15 protein-coding genes and 1 pseudogene are annotated in these 22,016 nt (G+C 67.1%); 6 read left to right on the top strand and 10 right to left on the bottom strand.

The features are described 5' to 3' along the window. From KME77_RS16070 to KME77_RS16060, 3 genes and pseudogenes are all read left to right on the top strand, one after another. A pseudogene (locus KME77_RS16070) lies at positions 1 to 376 on the top strand (hypothetical protein); the annotation flags it as partial. 393 nt (positions 377 to 769) lie between these two features. After that, a complete protein-coding gene (locus KME77_RS16065) occupies positions 770 to 1,420 on the top strand; it encodes a hypothetical protein (RefSeq protein ID WP_219467802.1) in 651 nt (216 codons plus the stop codon). 21 nt (positions 1,421 to 1,441) lie between these two features. Beyond that, entirely contained in the window at positions 1,442 to 2,083 is a 642-nt protein-coding gene (locus KME77_RS16060; RefSeq protein ID WP_246609834.1) for a TetR/AcrR family transcriptional regulator, read from the top strand. Between the two features lie 235 nt (positions 2,084 to 2,318). On the opposite strand, the gene rlmN is transcribed toward KME77_RS16060, so the two are convergent. Beyond that, entirely contained in the window at positions 2,319 to 3,419 is a 1,101-nt protein-coding gene (rlmN, locus tag KME77_RS16055) for a dual-specificity RNA methyltransferase RlmN (RefSeq protein WP_219467800.1), read from the bottom strand. A gap of 634 nt (positions 3,420 to 4,053) precedes the next feature. Here rlmN and KME77_RS16050 point away from each other — a divergent pair. Then, on the top strand, positions 4,054 to 5,076 hold the full coding sequence (locus KME77_RS16050) for a suppressor of fused domain protein (RefSeq protein WP_219467797.1): 1,023 nt from the start codon (positions 4,054 to 4,056) through the stop codon (positions 5,074 to 5,076). A 300-nt stretch (positions 5,077 to 5,376) separates the two neighbouring features. Here the strand turns inward: KME77_RS16050 and KME77_RS16045 are convergent, their stop codons facing one another. The 6 genes from KME77_RS16045 to KME77_RS16020 all read right to left on the bottom strand — a co-directional run bounded on the left by KME77_RS16045 (position 5,377) and on the right by KME77_RS16020 (position 12,116). Further along, positions 5,377 to 6,216, bottom strand: a complete 840-nt coding sequence (locus KME77_RS16045) for a phosphatidate cytidylyltransferase (protein WP_308250719.1) — start codon at positions 6,214 to 6,216, stop codon at positions 5,377 to 5,379. A gap of 310 nt (positions 6,217 to 6,526) precedes the next feature. Further along, the gene (gene frr / locus KME77_RS16040; protein ID WP_219467794.1) at positions 6,527 to 7,084 is read right to left on the bottom strand and encodes a ribosome recycling factor; all 558 of its coding nucleotides are present in this window, start codon (positions 7,082 to 7,084) and stop codon (positions 6,527 to 6,529) included. Positions 7,085 to 7,127: 43 nt separating this feature from the next. Then, the gene (pyrH, locus tag KME77_RS16035; RefSeq protein WP_246609833.1) at positions 7,128 to 7,826 is read right to left on the bottom strand and encodes a UMP kinase; all 699 of its coding nucleotides are present in this window, start codon (positions 7,824 to 7,826) and stop codon (positions 7,128 to 7,130) included. Between the two features lie 123 nt (positions 7,827 to 7,949). Beyond that, a complete protein-coding gene (gene tsf / locus KME77_RS16030; protein WP_219467789.1) occupies positions 7,950 to 8,783 on the bottom strand; it encodes a translation elongation factor Ts in 834 nt (277 codons plus the stop codon). Positions 8,784 to 9,340: 557 nt separating this feature from the next. After that, positions 9,341 to 10,294, bottom strand: a complete 954-nt coding sequence (gene rpsB / locus KME77_RS16025) for a 30S ribosomal protein S2 (protein ID WP_219467785.1) — start codon at positions 10,292 to 10,294, stop codon at positions 9,341 to 9,343. 1,204 nt (positions 10,295 to 11,498) lie between these two features. Next, positions 11,499 to 12,116 carry an ArsR/SmtB family transcription factor gene (locus KME77_RS16020; protein WP_219467783.1) on the bottom strand — a complete coding sequence of 206 codons (618 nt, stop codon included), beginning with the start codon at positions 12,114 to 12,116 and terminating at the stop codon, positions 11,499 to 11,501. Between the two features lie 759 nt (positions 12,117 to 12,875). On the opposite strand from KME77_RS16020, the gene KME77_RS16015 reads away from it, so the two are divergent. After that, positions 12,876 to 14,300 carry an MFS transporter gene (locus KME77_RS16015; protein WP_372451179.1) on the top strand — a complete coding sequence of 475 codons (1,425 nt, stop codon included), beginning with the start codon at positions 12,876 to 12,878 and terminating at the stop codon, positions 14,298 to 14,300. 709 nt (positions 14,301 to 15,009) lie between these two features. Here the strand turns inward: KME77_RS16015 and KME77_RS16010 are convergent. Next, the gene (locus tag KME77_RS16010; protein WP_372451178.1) at positions 15,010 to 15,483 is read right to left on the bottom strand and encodes a GNAT family N-acetyltransferase; all 474 of its coding nucleotides are present in this window, start codon (positions 15,481 to 15,483) and stop codon (positions 15,010 to 15,012) included. 135 nt (positions 15,484 to 15,618) lie between these two features. On the opposite strand from KME77_RS16010, the gene KME77_RS30500 reads away from it, so the two are divergent. Next, entirely contained in the window at positions 15,619 to 17,085 is a 1,467-nt protein-coding gene (locus KME77_RS30500; protein ID WP_372451177.1) for a murein hydrolase activator EnvC family protein, read from the top strand. 810 nt (positions 17,086 to 17,895) lie between these two features. Here KME77_RS30500 and KME77_RS16000 read toward each other — a convergent pair. Then, entirely contained in the window at positions 17,896 to 18,792 is an 897-nt protein-coding gene (locus tag KME77_RS16000; RefSeq protein ID WP_308250718.1) for a tyrosine recombinase XerC, read from the bottom strand. A 1,323-nt stretch (positions 18,793 to 20,115) separates the two neighbouring features. Next, positions 20,116 to 21,888 (bottom strand): DNA-processing protein DprA, encoded by a 1,773-nt coding sequence (gene dprA / locus KME77_RS30320; protein WP_308250717.1) that lies wholly within the window; start codon positions 21,886 to 21,888, stop codon positions 20,116 to 20,118. Positions 21,889 to 22,016: the final 128 nt, after the last annotated feature.

Here is a 22,016-nt window from a genome sequence, read left to right as displayed (position 1 = left end):
GACGCTCGTCGCGCTGGCCCTGGGCTGGGGGCTGGCGCTCGGCGTCAGCGCCGTCCCGCCGACCGGCGAGTTCCTCGCCGTACTGGCGCTGTACGGCATCGCCGCCCTGGCCGGGCTCGCGCTCGGGGCGCTCACCAGCCGCGCCGTCCTGCCCTCGCCCGCCCTTTCGATCCTGTCCCTGGTGCTGGGCTACCTGCTGATGCTGATGCTCAGCGCCTCACCGCTGTACTGGCTGAGCATCCCGGTGGTCGGCTGGATGAGGTCCGCGAACTCCGCCGCGCTGGTGGAACAGCTTCCGCAGCTCGGCGCGATCTCGCTGGCGTGGTGCCTGATCGGTCTGGCCTGCTACGCCTGGCTACGCCGCACCCGCCCGTGATCGCCGGCTCAGCACCGGCCCCCACCACCGGGCCAGATCACAGCTACGGCCCTGCTCACGAGCGGCCCTGAGCCGTTCCTGATCAGGCCCTCGTCCCGAGCCGGTCGCTGAGCTCGTCGTCCATGGTGACCGGACGTCCCTTCCTTCCGCCGTCCGCGTCCCACCAGCCGCTCTCCTTTACCGGACGCCCTCCTCCAGACGTTCGGCGGTCGGCCTGTCGGCCTGTCGGCCGGAGCATGGGTCAGGTCCCGGAGCCGCTTCGCCGCGAACGCGGCTCGCCTTCCCGCCCGCTCCCAGGACACGGCCTTGTTCCCCTGCAGACGGGAGGAGTTGCGATTTAGGCGCCTTATATTCATTATAAGGAGCGTCAACTCAAAACAGAGGAGCGCCGGCATGGAGTTCATCGATCTGGCAGGGCTGGGCGGGATCGGGTTCGTGCTTGTAGGTGTCGTCATCAACGCCGTCTACCTCCGCTCCGGCCTCCCGCTGCCGACATCGGGCAAGGGCCTGGACGCGACCACCGACTCGTTCGACGGGATCGCGAACGCGCTGAAAAGGCCGTCGGTACTCGTACCGGTGACGTGGCTGGGCCTCACGCTCTTCGCCGCCGGGCTGCTGTCGGTGCTGTGGCGCGGCAGCCCCGATCAGGGGGCATGGGCGCTGGTGGGCTTCGCCGGGGTGCTGCTCCAGAACGCGACGTTCACCTGCGTCGAGGCGCTCCGGTTCGGCATGGCCACCGCCGCCCGACATGGAGGCGGCGCGATGGCGGGCCAGTGGGGGATGAGCAACGTGCTGTTCGGGTTCAACCAGGTGTTCCTGGCCATGGCGCTGCTCGGCTTCACCGTCGCCGGGGTCAGTGGCGGGCTCGTTCCCGTCTGGCAGGCATGGCTGGGATACGTCAGCGCCGCACTGCTCTTCCTGTCCTCACTCGCCGCCCCGTACAACGTCGAAGGCGGCAACCGCCTCGGGCCGGCCGGGCTGATCGGGTGGCTGGGCTGGATCTCCTGGATCGTCGCCTACAGCGTCTCCCTGCTGCTGCAATAGCTTCCTCTACGCTTACACGTCATGAGCGCAGAGGGGGCCCGGCGCCGCTACGACTCGCTCCGCCGCACGGCGCAGGCGATGGAGACCCGGGCCGAGATCGCCCAGGCCGCGCGCCGGCTCTTCGTGACGCGAGGGTGGACGGCGACGACCGTACGCGACGTCGCGCGCGAGGCGGGAGTCTCCGTGCCGACGGTCTACTCGGTGTACGGCAACAAGGCCGGGCTGACCCGGGCACTCGTGGACGCCGCCGGCCTGTCCGCCGACCCCTCTCGGCAACTCGCCGAACTGGAGGCACCCGAGGCGACGCCCGAACGGCAGCTCGCCGTGATGGCGGCCTTCGACCGGCGGCTGTTCGAACACGCCGGAGACGTCATCGTGCCGCTGCGCGAAGCCGCCCGGACGGAGCCGGAACTGGCCGCCCTCTACCGCGACAGCCGTGCCCGCGCCGACGAGACCCGCGTGGCGGTGTTCTCCTCGTGGCCGGACGGCATCCTCCGCCCGGGCCTGGACGTGCCGGCCGCCGCCGACATCTACGCGGGCCTGTGCAGCATCGACGTCTACACCACGTTCACCGTCGAACGCGGCTGGACGCCGGACCGCGTCGAGCGATGGTGGGGCGAGGCTCTGGCCCGCGAACTTCTGAACTCGCCGCCGAGCCTCTGACTGTCTCCCCGGCATGTACGCGCCCGACCGCTCGGCCTCCGGCCTGCCCGACTCGCCGTTGGTTCTGGGGAACTGGGCGCTTGGGGTCCTACCAGCTCGCGGATCCTGTTCAGCTCGCCGAGCCTACTGAGGTGCGGCCTTACTCACTCGCAGCCCTATTACCCACGACCTGTTGCTTACGGCCTTGTTGGCCACGACCTTGTTGGCCACGAATTTCACTCGGTGGCGGCGAGCTTCACTCGGTGGCGGCGAGCTGGCCGCAGGCGCCGTCGATCTCCCGGCCTCGCGTGTCGCGCACCGTCACCGGCACCCCGTGGTACTCCAGCCGCCGCACGAATGCCCGCTCGTCCTCCGGCCGTGAAGCCGTCCACTTGGAGCCGGGCGTCGGGTTGAGCGGGATCAGGTTGACGTGCACCAGCTTGTTGCGGATCAGCTTGCCGAGCAGGTCGGCCCGCCACTCCTGGTCGTTGATGTCCTTGATCAGCGCGTACTCGATGGAGATCCGCCGCTTGGTCTTGGCCGCGTACGCCCAGGCCGCGTCCAGCACCTCCGACACCTTCCACCGCGTGTTGATCGGCACCAGCGTGTCGCGCAGCTCGTCGTCCGGCGCGTGCAGGGACAGCGCGAGCGTGACGGGCAGCCCCTCGTCGGCCAGCTTGCCGATGGCGGGCACCAGCCCGACCGTGGACACGGTGACACCACGCGCCGAGATGCCGAGGCCGTGCGGCGCGGGCTCGACGAAGCGGCGTACCGCCCCGATGACCTGCTTGTAGTTGGCCAGCGGCTCACCCATGCCCATGAACACGACATTGCTCACCCGCCCCGGCCCGCCGGGCACCTCACCCGCGGCCAGCGCACGCGCGCCGGAGACGACCTGCTCGACAATCTCGGCGGTGGACATGTTCCGGGTCAGACCGGCCTGGCCCGTCGCGCAGAACGGGCAGTTCATTCCACAACCGGCCTGCGACGACACGCACATCGTCACCCGGTCGGGATAGCGCATCAGCACCGACTCGACCAGCGCCCCGTCGAACAGCCGCCACAACGTCTTCCGCGTCGTCCCTCCGTCGGTCGTCAACTCCTTGACCGGCGTCAGCAGCGACGGCAGCAACACCGACAGCTTGTCGCGGGCGGCGGCCGGAAGGTCGGTCATCGCGTTCACGTCGGCGTTCAGGCGCTCGAAGTAGTGACGGGAGAGCTGATCGGCACGGAACGCCTTCTCCCCCAGCTCGGCCACGGCGGCACGACGGTCGGGCATGGCGAGGTCGGCCAGGTGCCGAGCCGGCTTGGCCCTGCGCGGCGCGACGAAGGTGAGCTGACCTGGCTGCTGGGACACGTTCCTGCCTTTGCGTTGAGGGGTTACCGACCAGGGTAGTGAACGCTCCGCCTTCAGGTGTCATTCCACGAGACATGATCGGGCACTACACGGCTCCCACGATCACCGCCACATCGATCACCCAACCCTCCCTGAACGGCGACGGTCTCCACACACCACAGCCCCTGCGCCACAACAGCCGTTAAGCCACGACTCCCCACCGACGACGTTTCATCCCGGACAACGACCCGATGCGACATGTTGCCCACCCAGCGGAAAGCCTGGAACAGCGAAGCGACGCGAGCCAAAGCGGAGGGCACAGCGGCGCGGAGCAGGGCGAGCGGGCTGTGCGAGAGCAGAGCGAGCCGCACTATAACTCGGGGTCTCCCCCCAGCCCCTGTACTCACGGGCTTTCCTGTTCAGCCCCGTACTACTGGGGGCCTCCCGACCAGCTTGTACTCCCCAGCCACTCCGCCAGCCCTGTACCTTCCCGGACCTTCCGTCCCTCCCGGACTTCGGCCCTCTTGGCTCGTTCTGCGCCACCCTCGCTTCTCCTTCACCTTCGGCTCCTCCAGACCTCCTCATGCTTCTCCCGGTACTCCTGGTGGCGCTGGCTCTCGCGTGCGGTTATATGCCGATCTAGAGTTCATCTCGTATGGCGATTTTTCGGTCGGCTTCTGGCGAGGGGCAGACCGAGGTCGTCCTCACCGCCGGTAACCCGTACGGCAGCCGAACGCTCGTGGTCGAGCGGGACGAGGACGCCTCGGTGGCTTACCTGTGCTCACCCGACGGCGAGGTCCACGGCGCCGTCTGGCTGGCCAACCACCGCGCCGCCCCCGAGGTCGTCGACCTGGCCAGGCTGAACTCCGGCCTCCCCCCGCTCATGCCCAGGCCCAACACCACTCACCCCGCCGGACGCAGGGCGCTCGGGCAGCTCACCGCGCTGTGGTTCGAGGAGGGGGACGGGGTGGCGTTGTACGAGGACGCGGACCTGCTGGCGGTCATCCCCGGCTGGGCGGACATGAGCAGAGGCATGCCCGGTTACGCCCGTGACGCCGTGGGCGAGACCCCGTTCGCCTGGGCGCTGTCCGAGGCGCTCGACGGGCTGCGCCCCCGCATCGCCAACGCCAAGTCGTACTGGCGGTGGCGTCACGGCGAAGGGTCGTGGGCGTCGTTCCAGCAGTTCGTCATGGGTCACCTGGAACGATCACTCGGCCCCGCCGGCCGTTACTGGGACGTCAGCGGCGAGCGCCTGCCCACCGTCGGCATCACGGAACGGCCGCCGCACCAGCGACGTGGGTTCACAGTGTTGTCCACGGTCGGCATGAGCTGCCAGCGCATGCCGACGGTCGAGCAGTGGATCGACCGTCCGGGCGCGTACGCCCGCATCGAGCTGGCCGTGGCCACCCGGGACGACCCGCGTGAGGCGGCGTTGCTGCTGGTCTGGCTGTCCCAGTACCCCTGGCACTCGGTCACCTGGCTCGGCCACGGCCACACGGCCAAGTGGTACCACGAGCCGTCCACGTTTCCGCTCGGCCCCCAGTACTCGGGCGTCGTGATGCTGGCGGACCCACCAGCCATGCCGGACTTATCCGGCTTCACCTTCGGCGGCGAAACCGTCCGCTGGCTCTGGCTCCAGCCCGTCACCATCGAAGCCATGGACGAACGGGGCAGTTGACGCCGCCACCGGCCAAGAACGCGCACGTAACGGCGACCCGCCCCGTGCGGGCTCAGCGGCCGTTTTCCTGGAGGCCCTCAGCCACGTACGGGGGGGTGGCGGTGGGGGCGGCTTGCCGTACAGGAGAAAAGCGCATCAAAGAACCCGACACTCCGCAGCCCGACCCGACGCACGCCCACTCAAACGAGCCGCACACCCGAACAAGGCCAGGCCGCGCGCCTAAACAAAGCGAGCCACGCCCCAACAAGCGCACACCTCAAAACCGCCCGCCTTACCTGCATCCCCTGAACGCCCCCGCGCCTAGAAGAACAGCGACATCAGCAGCCACACCGGCACCAGCGTCGTGACCAGCGAGTCCAGCCGATCCATCAACCCCCCATGCCCCGGCAGGATCGACCCCAGGTCCTTGATCCCCAGATCACGCTTGATCATCGACTCGATCAGATCCCCCACGGTGGCCAGCGCCGCCGCGAGCCCCCCGATCAGCGCCCCCTGCCACAACGCCCCGTCCATCAGCCACCACACCAGCCACCCTCCCACCGCGACACAAGCCGCGACAGACCCGGCGAACCCCTCCCAGGTCTTCTTGGGGCTGATGACACTCATCGGATGCCGCCCGAACAGCACCCCCGCGATGTACCCGCCGATGTCGCTGGCCACGGTGACCGCGATGAACACGATCACCCGGTCCCGCCCGTCCCCCGGCGCCAGCAGCAAGGCCGCAAATCCCGCCAGCAAAGGCGGATAAATCAAGACAAAAACTGACCCAGTGGCGTCACGGACGTATCCATCGGTGCCGTCGCTGAACATGCGCCAGATCAGCAGCACGAACACGACCACCACGAACACACCCAGCAGCCATACCGCCCCGCCCCAGTACGCCCCCGCCAGCATCGCCACCATGCCGCCCAGCACGGGCACCACGGGCACCTTGATGCCCCGCGTGGCGAACGCCTGCACCATCTCCATCACGCCGACGCCCACCGCCCCCGCCAGTACCAGCAGGAACAGCTCCTTGACGGTGTAGAGCGACAGGATGACCAGCGCGCCGAGCCCCACGCCCACGCCTATCGCGGCAGGCAGGTTCCTTCCGGTACGGCTGCCGCCGCTCGGGCTGGTGCCAGCCGTACGTTCGTCCACAGAATCTCCATGTGCCACGGCCCCCGCCGACGGGCGAGGGCCGTAGGTCTCCTGCTACCTGAGGCAGTCCGCTCGACGCAGCCCACCAGAAGCGACCCACTCACAGTCCTGAGCAATTCACTCACAATCCCGAGCGACTCACTCACAGCTCCCGAGCGACCGCCCACGAATCACAAGCCGCCCGCTCGCGAATCACAAGCTCCCCGCTCACACCCCAGAACGACCCGCTCAAACTCCGAACGCCCGCTCGAATACCGAACAGCCCGCTCACAACCCAGAACGACCCGCTCTCGGATCCGAGGCCGGCCGCTCAGACCTCGAGCAGCTCGGCTTCCTTGTGCTTGAGCAGCTCGTCGATCTTGGCGACGTGCTTCTGCGTGAGGTCGTCGAGCTCCTTCTCCGCGCGCCGGACCTCGTCCTCCCCCGCCTCGCCATCCTTGATCATCTTGTCGAGGATCTCCTTGGCGGAGCGGCGGATGTTGCGCACGGAGACCTTGGCGTGCTCACCCTTGTTCCGGGCGACCTTGATGTACTCCTTGCGACGCTCCTCCGACAGCTCGGGGAACGTCACGCGGATCACGGCGCCGTCGTTGCCAGGGTTCACGCCCAGGTCGGAGTCACGGATCGCCTTCTCGATCGCGGCCATCGAGCCCTTGTCGTAGGGCTGGATGATGACCATGCGGGCCTCAGGCACATGGAACGAGGCCAACTGCTGGATCGGGGTCGGCGTGCCGTAGTACTCGGCGTTGATCTTGTTGAACATCGAGGGGGTGACCCGGCCCGTACGGATGCTCGCGAAGTCCTCCTTCGCGACCGAAACGGCCTTGTCCATCTTGTCCTCGGCTTCGAGGAGGGTTTCGTCGATCACAGCGGCTCCCTGTCTTCTAGCTGGCGTTGTCGGGCTCGATCCCTCATCTGCCTGCCGGACTCACCAGCGTGCCGATTTTCTCACCGCGGACCGCTCGCAGGATGTTGCCCTCGCCCATCAGGTCGAACACGACGATCGGAAGGTCGTTGTCCTTGCACAGACTGATCGCGGTGGCGTCCATGACCTGGAGGTCGCGGATCAACACCTCGCCGTAGTCGAGGTGGTCAAACCTGACCGCATCGGGATTCTTCCGTGGGTCGGAGTCGTACACCCCGTCCACCTGCGTGCCCTTGAGCAGCGCCTCGGCCCCGATCTCCAGGGCCCGCTGCGACGCCGCGGTGTCGGTGGAGAAGAACGGCGAGCCGAGTCCCGCGCCGAAGATGACCACGCGCCCCTTCTCCAGGTGCCTGATCGCCCGGCGCGGCAGGAACGGCTCGGCCACCTGCTGCATCGTGATGGCGGTCTGCACGCGGGTCTCGACGCCGCGACGTTCGAGGAAGTCCTGCAGCGCCAGACAGTTGATGACCGTGCCCAACATGCCCATGTAGTCGGCGCGGGCACGGTCGATGCCCTGTTCGGACAGGGCCGCGCCGCGGAACATGTTTCCGCCGCCGACCACCACCGCCACCTGCACGCCCTCGCGCACGGCCTCGGCGATGGAGTCGGCCAGGTGATCCACCACAAAGGGGTCGATGCCCAGCGGCTCGCCCCCCGCGAAGGCCTCACCTGACAGCTTCAGCATCACCCGCTTCCAGCTAAGCGGATTTTGGTACGAAGAAGCCGCCGACGTAGCTGGCTCCTGATCTCCCTGCACGGCGGCGGCCTCCTTCTTAGGCGGTTCGATGGGCTTGAGGTGCGTCCAAGCCTAAGCCTGGCCGACCTTGTAGCGAACGAACGCCTGGACCTCGACGCCGTTCTCCTCCGCGTACTTGCCGACGCTCTTCTTGTTGTCCTTGACGAACGCCTGCTGAAGCAGCGTGAAGTCCTTGTACCAGCCGTTGACGCGACCATCGACGATCTTGCCGATGGCGGCCTCGGGCTTGCCCTCCTCGCGAGTCATCTCCTCGAAGAGCTTGCGCTCCTTCTCGACGACGTCGGCGGGCACGGACGCGGCGTTGAGGTACTGCGGGGCCATCGCGGCGGCGTGCTGCGCGATGTCCTTGGCGACGTCGGCGTTCGGCTTGTCGAGCTGGACCAGCACGCCGACGGCCGGCGGCAGCTGCGGGTCGGTGCGGTGCATGTAGGCGCCGACGTAGCCGCCCTCCAGCACCGCGAACCTGCGGACCTCGATCTTCTCGCCCAGCGCGGCGTTGGCCTCGTCGAGGTGCTCCTTGACGCTCTTGCCGTCGAACGAGGACTCCAGCAGCGACGCCACGTCGACCGGACGGGTGGCCAGCACGTGCGCGACGACCTGGGAGGCGAGCTCCTGGAACCGCTCACCCTTGGCCACGAAGTCGGTCTCGCAGTTGATCTCCAGCAGCGCGGCGGCGGAGTCGCCGTCCTGCTTGAGCGCGACCAGGCCGTTGGAGGCCGTACGCGTCTCGCGCTTGCCCACGTCCTTGGCGCCCTTGAGACGCAGCAGCTCGATGGCGCGGTCGATGTCGCCGTCAGCCTCCTCGAGCGCCTTCTTACAAGCCATCATTCCGGCGGCGGTGATCTCGCGAAGCCGCTTGACGTCGGCCATGTTCACGGAAGCCATTGCTTTTTCCTTGTGGGATCTGGTCGTGGGAATTCGTCGTCGTGGATGGGACGGGCGCCGGGATCCGGCGCCCACTCCCAGTTGGCACGTGCCGTCTTGCGGGGACCTCTCAAGTAGGCCCTTTACGTGGTACGGCGTCTGCTCGGCCGCTGCCCGAGGCGTCGCGCCCCAGGTCCGCCACCCGAGGCGGCCACCTCGGAAAGCCGACCCGGAGCACCTTTTTCGGGCACTTGCCCGAGACTGTCCGCTCCGAGCGTTTCGCCCGGGGCGACCGCTCCAGGCGCTTCGTCCGAGACAACCGCCCCAGGACTGACCCGAAGCGCCGCCCTCGGACACCCACCTGAAGCGTCACCCTCAGACGTTCACCCGAACCGTCGAGCCTCAGACGCCCACCCAAGGCTCTCGCCCCAGGTGCCCGCCCGAGACTCTTACCTCAGACGGTCACCCGAAGCTCTCACCTCAGGCGCTTGCCTCAGACACTCACCTGACCCTGACGCGCTCGCCCCGAAAGCCGAGGCGAGACGCTCACCCCAGGCGTTTACCCGAGGCGCGGCCGGTCAGGCCTGCGGCTGCTCCTCGTTCTGAACCTCAGCCTCGGCGTCGCCCTCAGCAGCGGCAGCCGGAGCGGCCTCGGTCTCGTCGGCGGTAGCGGCCTCGGGGGCAGCAGCCTCGGGAGCGGCCTCGGTCTCGACAACCTCAGCCTCAGCGGCCGGAGCAGCCTCGGCGGTCTGCTCGGCGGCGCCCTGCTCGATCAGCTCGCGCTCCCACTCGGCCAGCGGCTCGGCGGCGGCGGGCTTCTCGTCACCGCGGGCCGCGCCCGAACGGGCCATCAGACCGGCCGCGACACCGTCGGCGACAACCCTGGTCAGCAGGCCGACGGCGCGGATGGCGTCGTCGTTGCCGGGAATCGGGTAGTCGACCTCGTCGGGGTCGCAGTTGGTGTCGAGGATCGCGACGACAGGGATGCCAAGCTTCTTGGCCTCGCTGATCGCGATGTGCTCCTTCTTGGTGTCGACGATCCACACCGCGCTGGGCACGCGGCCCATGTCACGGATACCGCCGAGCGTGCGCTCCAGCTTGTCCTTCTCACGGCGACGCATGAGGAGCTCCTTCTTGGTGAGCCCCGAAGCGGCGACGTTGTCGAAGTCGAGCTCCTCGAGCTCCTTCAGACGCTGAAGCCTCTTGTGCACGGTGGAGAAGTTGGTGAGCATGCCACCCAGCCAGCGCTGGTTGACGTACGGCATGCCAACGCGAGCGGCCTGCTCGGCGATGGCCTCCTGCGCCTGCTTCTTCGTGCCGATGAACAGGATCGTGCCGCCGTGCGCCACGGTCTCCTTGACGAAGTCGTAGGCACGGTCGATGAACGACAGCGACTTCTGCAGGTCGATGATGTAGATGCCGTTGCGCTCGGTGAAGATGAAGCGCTTCATCTTCGGGTTCCAGCGGCGGGTCTGGTGCCCGAAGTGAACGCCGCTCTCAAGCAGCTGTCGCATGGTGACGACGGGGGCCATGTGATGGTCCTCCAGGTCTGGGCGCCCGTGCGGGCGGGCGCAGTTCTCGGTTGTTCCGCGGCAGCCTCGCGACTACCACCCTGATGCCCCGAAACCGCTCCAGCCGAGCCGTGGCCCGGACCGATGGCGCGGTCCGCAATGGGGCATGCGAAGTCGGCCTGTGGTGACAGGCCACCGAAAAGTCTACCTCCCACGCCGCCCCAGCCTGACCGTCGCGCGTCAGCTCACACACCGCCCGACAAGTCAGCCCAACCCCGAACACGCAAGTCACCCCAGCCCGACAACCTGCCAACCGAGGCGCCCCACATGTCCCTCACACCCACACGATCCACACACGCTCCGACAACTCATATACACGCGCTCCTACGACCAGCTTCCCCACCGCGCCCGACCCGCAGTTCCCCGCGTTCAACCCGCAGCCCAAAACCTCACTCACCGCAGCAACCAAACGCGAACTGCCCCACTAACCCAAGCGCCGGCCCAGCCCATGCGAACAGCACCAATCGGCACTCTTCACAACGCACCCGTCGAGCCGTCTTCGCGAATGCAGCCTCCTCCGCAACCCACCCGCCAAACCGACTTCACAGGTACAGCACCATCCGACGGGACGTAACCTCCGCAACCCCACCATCGAGCCGCCTCTACAGACACAGCTCCATTGGCAGCGCGCGCCAAGTCACCTCCGCGAACTTGGCCACCGCCGCTGGCGCAGCCACGCAACTCAACACCGCAGACCTGCAACTTGACCCTGCAGCCCCAACCAGCGCCGTAGTTCCAGCCACCGCCGTAGCCCTACCACCGCCGTAACACGAGCCACCGCTGTAACCCGCCCCAGCCACCGCCGTAACTCAGCCCAGCCATCGCCGTAACCCCAGCTACCGCCATAACCTCAGGTACCGCCGTAAACCCCAGTTACCGCCGCTACCCAGCCCCAGCTGTCGCCGTAGCCCTGGCAGCCACCTCAGACCTGGCCACAGCCGCAGACCTAACCTCTGTCACTGGTTCGATCACCACCCCAGGCTCAGCCCGCCTCTTGGGGATCATCCTCATCCCCGCCATTGGGGGATCAGCCCATTGGGGATCAGAGCCCATCCCCGCAGAACGCCCATCAAGCCGCCCACCGAGGCTCAGCACCCCCCACCATCCACCTCGATGCACGCCCCACACCAAGGTCGGCCAGCACAGCTCCCCGCCCTTCCAACCGTCAGCCGACCGCGTCGTGGTCCTCTGTGGGCAACCCCGGAGCCGACCGCTTCGCCTGCGGGAACAGGTTGACCTGCGCCTCCGCGATCCTGGCCCCCGCAGGCGCGTCCTCCGCACTGCGGTTGCGCACCAAGTACGGCTTGAGCAGCTTCTCGACCTCCACGTTGAGCCGCACCATCTCCTCGGCGTCGATCCGCAACAGCATGCGGTTGAACCGAGTCGCGTCACGCCACTCCTCGGTCTCCTGATCCAGGTTGCTCAGCGCCCGCCGAGCCTCCTCGTCCGCCTCCCTGCGAAACGCCTCGATCAGCAAGTTCTTGGCTTCACGCACCTCCGGCTGGTCGCCGGGTTCGACGCCGACGGACAGCGGTCCTCCCATCGACTTCCACACCCGCTCCCGCCCGTCGCCCCGCGGCGGCGCGTCCTCCACGAACCCGTACTTGGCGAGCATCCGCAAGTGGTAACTGGCCGCGCTCGGAGTGATGCCGGCGACCTCGGCGACCTCGGTAGCCGTGGCGCTCCCCTGGACCCCCAGCCGGTTCAGGATCGCCAGTCGCGCCGGGTGCGCCAGCGCCCGCATCGCCTTGGGGTCGCTGAGGCTCTCCGTCTCCCGCGTCATGGCCCAAAGGTACCCGGAAGCGATGTGAAGTATTGCCTTCACAACTCTGAAGGGTTACTTTCATAGTTATGAAGGATTCCCTTCACAACTAGCGAATCTCATCCTCCGCCTCCCTAAACGCGCCTAGGCCACATCAACCCATTCACCCCTCATCAACGGAGATCAATCGTGCGTCACCACCACGCCTCGGACGAGCCGAACACCGCCAACTCCAACCGCCCCCTTCTCACCGCTCCGCACCCCTCGACCTCAAGCCAGGCCGGCACTCCCGCCCCTCGACCTGCCGATCTCTCGCCCACCAACCCTTCACTCAACGTCCCCTGTCCCACCGCCTCCCCGCACAACCAGCCTGACCTCCAGGAGCACTCGTCCCCCGTACCCCCGTACACCGCGCCCGTCATCAAGGGGCACTCGTCCGATGCCTCCCCACTCACTGAGCCCGTCGTCAAGGGCCACTCGTCCGATGCCTCCTCGCGCACCGAGCCCGCCCACAGGAAGCATCCATCCGTCGCCTCCCCGCGCACCCGGCCGAACACCACAGAGCACGCGACGGCCACCTCCTCACCTACCGGCCCCGAACCCGACAAGCCCTCGCTCGACGCCTTTCCCCTCCCCGCCCCTCACCCCGGCGACGACTCTCCGATCAATTCCACGCCCAGCGAGCACTCGCCGATCAATCCCATACCTGGCGCACCCGCCCAGCCCATGTGCACAGCACCAACCGGCACCCTTCACAACGCACCTGCCGAGCACTCACCGATCAAGCCCACACCCGCCGACGACGCACAGGCCGCCCTGTCGCACACCGCACCTACCGCGCAGCCAGCATCCGATCCGCCCTCACCTCCACCCACCTCAATCCCCCTCCGGAAGCAACGCGACTACCGACTGCTCTGGACGGCCCGCACCATCTCCATCACCGGCTCCGAGGTGTCCAAGCTGGCAGTCCCCCTCACCGCCGTCACCCTCCTGGCCGCCTCTCCCATGGAGATGGGCATCCTCACCGCCGCAGCTTCACTGCCCGCCCTGCTCCTCGGCCTCCAGTCTGGCGCGATCGCCGACCGCCTCTCCCGCCATCGTCCGCTGATGATCGCCTGCGAGCTCGTCTCCTGCGCCGCCGCGTTGACGGTGCCCTTGGCCTGGCTGTTCGGCATCCTCAGTGCGTACTGGCTGATCGTCGTCGCCCTGGTGATCGGCTCAGCCGGCGTACTCTTCAGAGCCGCGAACTTCCCCCACATCGCCGCAGTCGTCTCACCCGACCAGCGCACGGACGCCATGGCGGGCTTCAACGCCTCCTACTCCGCAGCCTCTGTCGGCGGCCCCGGTCTCGCCGGACTCCTGGTACAGGTTCTGACCGCCCCACTGGCCGTGCTGGCGGAGGCACTGTCGTTCCTGACGTCCGCGCTGCTGCTGCGCTCCATACGTACGCCGGAGAAGACTCGGCCCGCCGCCTCCCGGGGCATGTGGCGAGACGTGATGGATGGCCTGCGCGCGAGTGTCACCCATCCCGTACTTCGCGCCCTCCTCGGAGCGGGCGTCACCATCAACTTCTTCGCCATGGTCTACACAGCCATCTACATGCTCTACATGATCAACACATTGGGCATCCCTCGCGGCCTCATCGGCGTCCTCATCGCCCTCAGCGGCGTCGGCGGCCTTATCGGCGCCTGGATCACGACCCGCGTCGCCAAGCGCTACGGCGAGAACCGCGTACTGCTCTTCTCCGTGCTTTTCTTCCCCATCGAAATCCTGGCCGTGGGCCTGCTCGGCGGCCCGCTCTGGTGGAAACTCTCGTTGCTCGCTCTCACCGGCATTGTGACCGGTGGCATAGTCGTCGCCTTTGCCACCTGCATGGGCGCGATCGTCCTCCGCGAAACCACCCCCGAACTACGCGGCCGCGTCAACGCCACCCTGACCTTCGCCGTCCAGGGCGTCATGGCCCTCGGCAGCCTGGCCGGCGGTGCACTGGCAGAGCTCATCGGCCTTCGCCCCGTGATCATCATCTCCGCCGTCGGCATCGCCCTCAGCATGGTCTGGATCTGGAGCTCTCCTCTGCGCCCCCGCCACAACCGTCGTTACCGCCGCTACCGCCGCTTCTCAGACCCCACCGGCCCCGGCACCGATCCCGCCCTCATCCGCGCCCTCCACGACCTACGCCACTCCAGGCCCAGCACATTCATCTGACAGACCGGACCTACATATCGAGCCGAGCCACACGACCACACGAACCCGGGTAGGCCCGCTCCCCCACCCCTGCAGCCATCACCCCGACGTCAGCTCCCCACCCCGAACAACCAGCCAAGGCCACCAAGGGCAGCCGTCACCGCACCCCCATCACCACTTCGACACTCCCGACATTCCCGAGATCACCGAAACTCCCGAGACCATCCCCCATGTCGAACCCTCGACGCTGCCGCGACCTACCACCGCTACCGAGGCCACCGGCACCGCCAAGAAGGGCCTGCACTACCAAGCCCCATCAGCGCCAGCAAGAGCCGCGTGCACTACCAGGCCCCGCCAACACTTCCAAAGCCAATTGGCACCACCAAGTCCGTCGGCAACGTAAAGGGCAGTTGCCACCGCTGAGGCCGGTCAGCAACACAGGAATCATCCCTATCGCCCATACAGGCCGCCCCGAGTTCCACCCCTGTAGCTGTCAGCGCCAGAGGGCGTCCACCGCCTCGGCCACCCACCGTTCGAGCAGCCTCGTCCGCCGCATGCAGCGATGCGTCCGGCTAACTGAACCGCCCCGGCTTTGATGGAGACTCGCGCCCATCAGCCCGTCCACCCGTGCTGCTTCATCACAGACGAGATCAGCTCAACCGACTTGCCCATACAAAAATAAAAGAATCTCAGCCGATCGCAGCGACGGCGTACCTGCAAGGAAACAGGCTCAGCTCAACTCATCAGCCAGAAGATCCATGAGCAACCCGTCGTGGAACTTTCCGGTCGCCGGATTACGCTCATACGCCCGCATGATCCCCACCGGCTTGAACCCCACACGACCATACGCCTTGATCGCCGCCGTGTTGTGCGCCGCCGGATCGATAGTCAGCCGATGGTGACCCCGCTCCTCGATCAACCACCGCGCCAAGGTCCGAACGGCTTCCTGCCCGTAACCATGTCCATGCCACTTGGGGCCAAGAAAGATGTCGATCCCCGAACTGCGATACATGGGATCCTCAACTTCCTCGTACTGTATCGCCCCGATCACCTCGCCGCCGACTGCGATCACCAGCATGCCGTCGAACTCATCGACAGACCCCCACCACTTGGCCACTTCGGGGGTCGCCACGATCTCCCGCAGCCGCGCTTCGTCTTCCCGTACGAGATCCCTGAGGATCACTCGGGGTCCGCGTAGCTCCATCATGCCGCCTCTCCGGACCAACTCACGCCATGCCCTACCTGCGGTTATCCACAGGCTCCGCTGATCGAACCCCGTTCATCCACAGAACGTCGTTCGCCCCCTCGAGCCCACCCCGCCATCCCGCAAACTCGCGGCATGCTCAAGAACTCCGCAGCACCCGCCCGTTCCGCCGACAGCATTCTCACCGCTCCTATGGCCGTGCGTGAGTGCCGACGACGAGCCCACCATTGCCCTCACATCTTCACTGCGCAAGCTCATTCCAGCTCCGGCAGCACAGTCGCTCCCCACCGTTCCAGTGCCACCAGCACCGTAGCGCAGACGTCCGCCGACACCAGGAGGATCACAACTCGGGCACCCTCCAGCACCCCTAGCATCGCAACTCAGGGCCCCTTGAACTCCCGCATTCCCAGCCTTCAGGACCAGTTGCCCCCTGGCGCCCCTAACCTCCAAGGTCGCTTGAAGTGCAGCGTTCCTACCACTCAAGATCGCTTGAACTCTGGCGTCGCCGTCGCGCAGACTTCCGCCCTTACATGCGCCCTTGGCAGCCCTCCTCACTTGCCCCGCGCCGTCCGAGCCGCCCCCCGCCCGACCTGCAACAGCACACCAAGCCACCCTCCGCCGACAAGACCACCTCGACGAACAGCGCGGAGGCTAGCAGCCACCGTCCTCGCCCTTGCCGTCGCCATGACCGTCTTTCTAGCCGTCGCCAATCCGTCGGCTGCCGCTGTACGGCCTACTTGGCGATGGCCCCTGGATGGACACCCCACGATCCTCCGGCGCTTCACGCCCCCGCCCGAGCCGTGGCTGGCAGGCCATCGAGGCGTCGACCTCGCGGCCGCACCCGCCACACCTGTCGTGGCAGCCGGCCCCGGCATCGTCCGCTACGCCGGACCTCTCGCAGGCCGCGGAGTGGTCACGGTCGAGCACGCGGACGGTCTACGCACGACGTACCTGCCCGTCACAGCATCAGTACGGCGAGATCAACGGGTCGCGTTGGGCACTCTCCTCGGTGTCATCGAACCCTCGAACACCCATTGCCAGAGATCCTGCCTCCATTGGGGCCTGCGCCGCGGCACCCGCTACCTCGACCCCTTGCTCCTCCTCGGTCACGGCCACATCCGCCTCCTTCCGTACTGGCCGACGGACGCCCCCGGCAGCAAGGCCCTTCACCCGCAGCTCCCATTGCCCAGCCGCGAGCTCCTCTCCACTGCCTTCACTGACTCCCTCCCCAAGCCGGCCACACCCCCGAGTACGCGACTATCGGCCCCAACGGCTGCCCAGCCACCGCCCCCGCCCATTCACATGGCTACCTCACGCACCCCCAGCCCTGCCCCTGAAGACCACCCCACTGCCCTCCGCGCCCCAGTCCCCGCGCTTCGATTCCTGCCTGTCTCCGCCTCAACGTCCACAGTCTCAGCCATCAGCATCTGCGCACTGCTGGGCGTACTACTGACGGTCGCTCTGATCTACCGGTACCGACGCTCACGCGCCGACCGACACGACGTCCACAAGGGGCAGCACCGCAAGCAACGACACAAACGGCCTCCCCGAAGACGTCGGCGCCCATCAAGAACGGCCAGGCACGGCGACACTTACTTCTAGCCGCCCATCGCCTTGTGAACGAGCACCCGACTCAAAGGCACCTTGATCCATTGCACTGGCGATCTCCCCAAACGGCTGCGTGATGTAGTCGGACATGCGCCCCAGCCGCCGGAACCTCACGGAACGATCTTCCGTGCAGCCAACCTCGCTCTTGGGACATCTCCCATGCAGCAGGGCGATTTTCACGCAACCGAACTTCCCTGTCACCAGCGATGCATCCACTGGGGGCATCCGGCGTACGGAGGTGAAGCGACACCAGAAAGACCGTTCCTCCTGACAGTCGCACCAGCCGCCACCCCATCTCCGACCGCCATTCCATCGCTCTCCCAGACAGGCCTCATCACCGATGAATGCATCGTTAGAGGCCAGCCCTGCGAGCGTGAGACTTACCGCCCCCGCCGAGCAAGATCCGGGGACTGCACAAGCTTGGCGAATCTCGGGAAAGCTGAGGTGAGGGGCCTCTCCGAGGAACGGTAGACCGGCAATCTGCGGAAGGCGACGAGCATACGACTCCCAGGGAAAACGATCTTTCAGTCGGCGATCCGCCTCCGAGCGCCGGACACTCCCAAGCCGAGTGTCGACGACGGTCCAATTCGCCCGTCGTCGACACTGAGGATGATTGATGTGGAGGTCCGCTCCGGCGAACAGCAGGCGGTTCAGCCGCCCACCTTCGGGCTGCACTCCACCATTCACCGTAGGCAAAGCCATTCACCGTGGGCAAGGCCATCTACAGCGCGCAAGGTCACTCACCGTGCGCAAGGCTGCTCACTAGAGGCAAAGCCGTTGACCGGGTCGGCTGCCGCCCAGTCGTCATGCGCGGGGATGTGCCTGTTGGTATGCGGTGCGGAGTCGCTCGATCGAGACGTGCGTGTAGATCTGGGTGGTGTTGAGCGAGGCGTGCCCCAGCAGCTCTTGAACACTCCGAAGGTCCGCCCCACCTTCGAGCAGGTGTGTCGCCGCCGAGTGTCGTAGGCCGTGCGGCCCCATGTCTGGCGCTCCCTCGATCTGGCGCAGTCGAGCATGCACCACTCGTCGCACCGTACCCGCGTCCATGCGCCCACCTCGTACCCCGAGGAACAGTGCTGGGCCTGTGCCGGCGCGGATCCACAGAGGGCGGCCCTGTACGCACCATTTGTCGAGAGCATGGAGTGCTGGAAGCCCAAATGGCACCGAGCGCTCCTTACGGCCCTTGCCGATCACCCTGATGACGTGTCGGTCCCTGTCCACGTCGTCGACGTCCAACGCGCACAGCTCACTCACCCGCACGCCGGTGGCATACAGCAACTCCAGGACAGCTTGATCGCGCAAGTCCTTCGGCCCCTCAGCAGGCAGCACCTCAAGCGCGGCCTGCGCCTGGTCCTGGTCGAGTACGGCAGGGAGGGGACGAGGGGCCTTGGCACTGCCCAACAGCAGGCCGGGGTCATCGGGCAGCCAGCCTCTGCGGTGGCAGTAGGCCGTGAACGTGCGTATGCACGCGGTGCGACGCGCCAGTGTTGCCCGCGCCATTCCGCTGGCGTGCTGCTCAGCCAGCCATTCGCGCAGGGTACCGATGTTGATGTTGGAGAGTTCGTTCCCCAGGTGATCGAGGAGGGCCTCTACGTCGGAGAGGTAGGCACGGATGGTGTGGGGGGACAGGTCGCGCTCGAACCGTAGGTACCTGTTGAACTCGGCTACCACTTCGTACGCTTCGAGCTGCCCATCGGCCACGACCGATTCCCCTCCTGCCTGTGTACAGACATCACGTGGTGTTGAGATCACACATCAAGTTGATGTCGTACCCCTGGCCGGCTTTCGGAACCGCGAAACCGCGGCCGCTCCGGACGCTGACCTCACCATGGACGCCGACCTCACTCCGGGCGCCGATCTTGCTCAATTGTTCGCTCGGTTCGAGCGTGCTCGATCCGCCATGCTCCCGGGTTTGGTACTCCTTCCAGGTTTGGCTGCACCCCCGACTCCAGTTACGCCTCTTCAGGTCCGGCTGCACCTGCGGTCCGGTACGCCCCCTGGGGAGGGTTACACCTCTAAGTTCAGCTGCATCCCCGAGATCGGTTATGTCGAGTGCGCCATACTGTCTCGGCACACCACCTCAGCACGCCTGAACGCTGTGCCCTCGCCACCCTGCGCCTGCCACGCCACGTCTCGTCTCCCGTCCTCGCCACCTCTCCTTGGCCTTGCCATGTCTCCGCCTAGCTTTGCCACGCCACCCACGCCACGCCGCTCCGCGCTGTATTCATCCCTCTCGTCGGCGTGTGCAATGCCCGCGATTACGCCAGTTCGCGGGGCTCCACCTCAAGTTGGCATGCCGCCCATTCGCGCTTCTCGGCCTTTCTGGGGAGTGTCCGGTACTCGGAGGCGGATCGCCGGCTGAAAGATCGTTTTCCCCGGGAGTCGTATGCTCGCCGCCTTCCACACACTGCCGGTTCACCGTTCCCCGGACAGGCCCCTTTCCGAGGGCCTGCCCGGCGAACGGCGGGAAAGTCAACCGGAGGCGGAAGCGGTAGTGCGATCACCTGCGCAAACACCATCTCCGTTGCTGGCTGAGCTCCGATCGCCGGACACGCCCCTTTCCGAGAAGTGCAGGTCATCGGAGGCAATCGGCGGTGGGAGGATCTTCCTTCAAGGAACTGTACTGGTCAGTAGCTAGAGGTGCTGGCTAGCCCCAGTCTCGGACTGCGGTTCTGTCGCACCTGGATGGGGCTCTCAGCCGACGCTGTGGCCTCAGCTTCGAATGTCCGCCGTTGGAGGTCGATCGGTGGCGAGGGAGCGTTCGTGTAGATGTGATGAGGGCTGTCCTCCGGTTCTGGCTGCCCTCCACCGTTTCGGGCAGGAGCCTCGGCTCCGAGGAGCGTCAGCGCAGGACGGCTGTGTAAGGGCTGGCGGGAATTGGGGTTTTTCAGGGATCGGCTTTCCAGCGGGGTGCAGTCAGGCGGCAGTTCCCTGGAGGGGGTGTGACAGTGCGGTTGGCCGAGGGAACGGTTTCCTGCCTATGGGTGGTGGCGGAGCGCTGCCCTCGGTACTTGCGTGGCTGAGTTACATGGCCTGGGAGGACTCGTCGGGGCAGGGAGGCGGGATGTCCGTGAAGTGGGCGGAGTCGTCGAAGGGGGGTGGGAGGTCGTCGGGGTCGGTCGCATCCGATGGGGAGGGGCGAGATGGGGCTGTGTCGTGGGCCTTCTGGTACGCGGTTGGGGCGGTTCTGCGGGTTCGCCAGCCCTTCTCCACTCGTTCGACATAACCAGCGGCGGCCAGGCCGCCCAGGGCGCTCAGGGCGGCGTCCAGAGAGACTCCTGCCGTTACCGCGATCGATGCCGGGCCTGCGCCGCCGCGGCTGGGGACGGCGTCCAGGACGCTTCTGGTGGTCTCGTTGAGTGCGTCTCGGGGGACGGCTGGGCCGCGCGTCTGCGGAGCCAGGTCGTCGCCTATCACGCCGACGAGTTCGATCATTTCGTCGGGTGAGGTGACACAGACGGCCTTGCGTTCGCGGAGCAGGCGGTGGCAGCCGGCCGAGGTGGCGGAGGTGATGGGGCCGGGGACGGCGGCCAGGTGGCGTTGGAGGGACAAGGCGTGGCCGGCGGTGTTGAGTGCGCCGCTGCGGAGTGCGGCCTCCACTACGACGGTGCCGCGGGACAGGGCGGCTATGAGGCGGTTCCGGATGAGGAAGCGGGCTCGGGTGGGGTGGACGCCGGGAGGGCATTCGCTCACCACCACGCCTTGGTCGCGGGCCGCGGCGAACAGTTCGTGGTGGCCGGCCGGGTAGCTGATGTCAACGCCGCAGGCCAGTACGACGACTGTGGGTGAGTCCGCCGCCAGGGCTCCGCGATGTGCCGCGCCGTCGATGCCGAAAGCGCCACCTGAGACCACCGTCCAGCCTGAGTCGCTGAGACCCACGGCGAACTCGGCCGCGACATGCACACCGTACGGGGTCGCGGCACGGGCCCCCACGATGGCGACCGATCGCAGGCAGGAGAAACGTAGGTCGGCCGAGCCGTGGAGCCACAGGCCGAGGGGGCGGGCGGGGCCGAGTTGGTCCAGTTGGGTGGGCCATTCCGGGGTGCCGGGGATGATCAGTCTGGCGCCGCTTCGCTCGCCTTCGATCAGGTCGGCGGTGGGGTTGGAGGCGGCCAGGCGGGCGTGCCACGTTTGCAGTCGCTGGGTGAGGTGCGTTACTCGCCGACGGGTGAGGGCGGAGATGCGCTGCCGGGTGAGGGCGGGGGTGTCATGTGAGATGAGGGCGGCGATGTCTCGCGGGGCGAAGGGGACGAGGTCCTGCGTGATGATCTCTGAGCTCGGGTTCTGAGCGTTGGTTGCTGTGCTGTACGGCCGGTCGGTCTTTGCACCGGGCTCCCGAGTGGTGTCGGCGCCCTGCCCCCAAGTGAGGTGCGCGCTTGGTTGGTGGAGGGAGTTGTTTGTGCCGTGTGGGTGGTCGGGGTTCGTGGGGTGGCGCGTGCCCAGGGGTGGAGGCAGAGGGGGCTGGTTGTTGGAGGGTGTGGGCGGCGGTTCGAGTGATGCGCTTCCTGCGTCGTACGGGATGGGTTGGGTGCCTGCTTCAGGCAGGAGGTGTCCGGTGGGAGTGCGGGACCCGTGTTGTCGGCCTGTGGTGTGTCGGACGTGCTCCGGAGAGGGGTGGTCGGGAGTGCCCTCGGCTTGGACCTCCTGGGTGATGAATTCGGGGGGAAGGGTCTGCGTACATATGGCTTCGACGGCTGCCTCGGCGCCGCAGAACGCTACGAGGCGGCCCATTGTGGCGTCTCCAGCGTCGGCGGCGCGCATGAGGGCGGCCCGGGCCTCCAGTTCGGTGCTTGTCATCGGCGCTCCTAGAAGGTGGGGGTGGGAGGGGGTGACGGGAGCGTCTCGGAGGTGAGAGCGGATCTCGTCGGAGTGGGGAGGATTGCGGGGGTTTGGGCAGCGGGGGGCGGTTCTCTGGTGTGTGGGGT

The organism is Nonomuraea rhizosphaerae, assembly GCF_019396405.1.
Taxonomy (GTDB): Bacteria; Actinomycetota; Actinomycetes; order Streptosporangiales; family Streptosporangiaceae; genus Nonomuraea; species Nonomuraea rhizosphaerae.
The sequence above is the reverse complement of the archived record's forward strand: the minus strand, read 5'-3'. Positions and strand labels throughout refer to the sequence as shown.

Excerpts from the sequence above, each read along its gene's own strand:
- rpsB (WP_219467785.1), bottom strand. The coding sequence starts at position 10,294 with ATGGCCCCCGTCGTCACCATGCGACAGCTGCTTGAGAGCGGCGTTCAC.
- KME77_RS16050 (WP_219467797.1), top strand. The coding sequence starts at position 4,054 with ATGGCGATTTTTCGGTCGGCTTCTGGCGAGGGGCAGACCGAGGTCGTC.
- KME77_RS16020 (WP_219467783.1), bottom strand. The coding sequence starts at position 12,116 with ATGACGCGGGAGACGGAGAGCCTCAGCGACCCCAAGGCGATGCGGGCG.
- KME77_RS16010 (WP_372451178.1), bottom strand. The coding sequence starts at position 15,483 with ATGGAGCTACGCGGACCCCGAGTGATCCTCAGGGATCTCGTACGGGAA.
- dprA (WP_308250717.1), bottom strand. The coding sequence starts at position 21,888 with ATGACAAGCACCGAACTGGAGGCCCGGGCCGCCCTCATGCGCGCCGCC.
- KME77_RS16065 (WP_219467802.1), top strand. The coding sequence starts at position 770 with ATGGAGTTCATCGATCTGGCAGGGCTGGGCGGGATCGGGTTCGTGCTT.
- KME77_RS30500 (WP_372451177.1), top strand. The coding sequence starts at position 15,619 with ATGCTCAAGAACTCCGCAGCACCCGCCCGTTCCGCCGACAGCATTCTC.
- tsf (WP_219467789.1), bottom strand. The coding sequence starts at position 8,783 with ATGGCTTCCGTGAACATGGCCGACGTCAAGCGGCTTCGCGAGATCACC.
- KME77_RS16060 (WP_246609834.1), top strand. The coding sequence starts at position 1,442 with ATGAGCGCAGAGGGGGCCCGGCGCCGCTACGACTCGCTCCGCCGCACG.
- pyrH (WP_246609833.1), bottom strand. The coding sequence starts at position 7,826 with ATGCTGAAGCTGTCAGGTGAGGCCTTCGCGGGGGGCGAGCCGCTGGGC.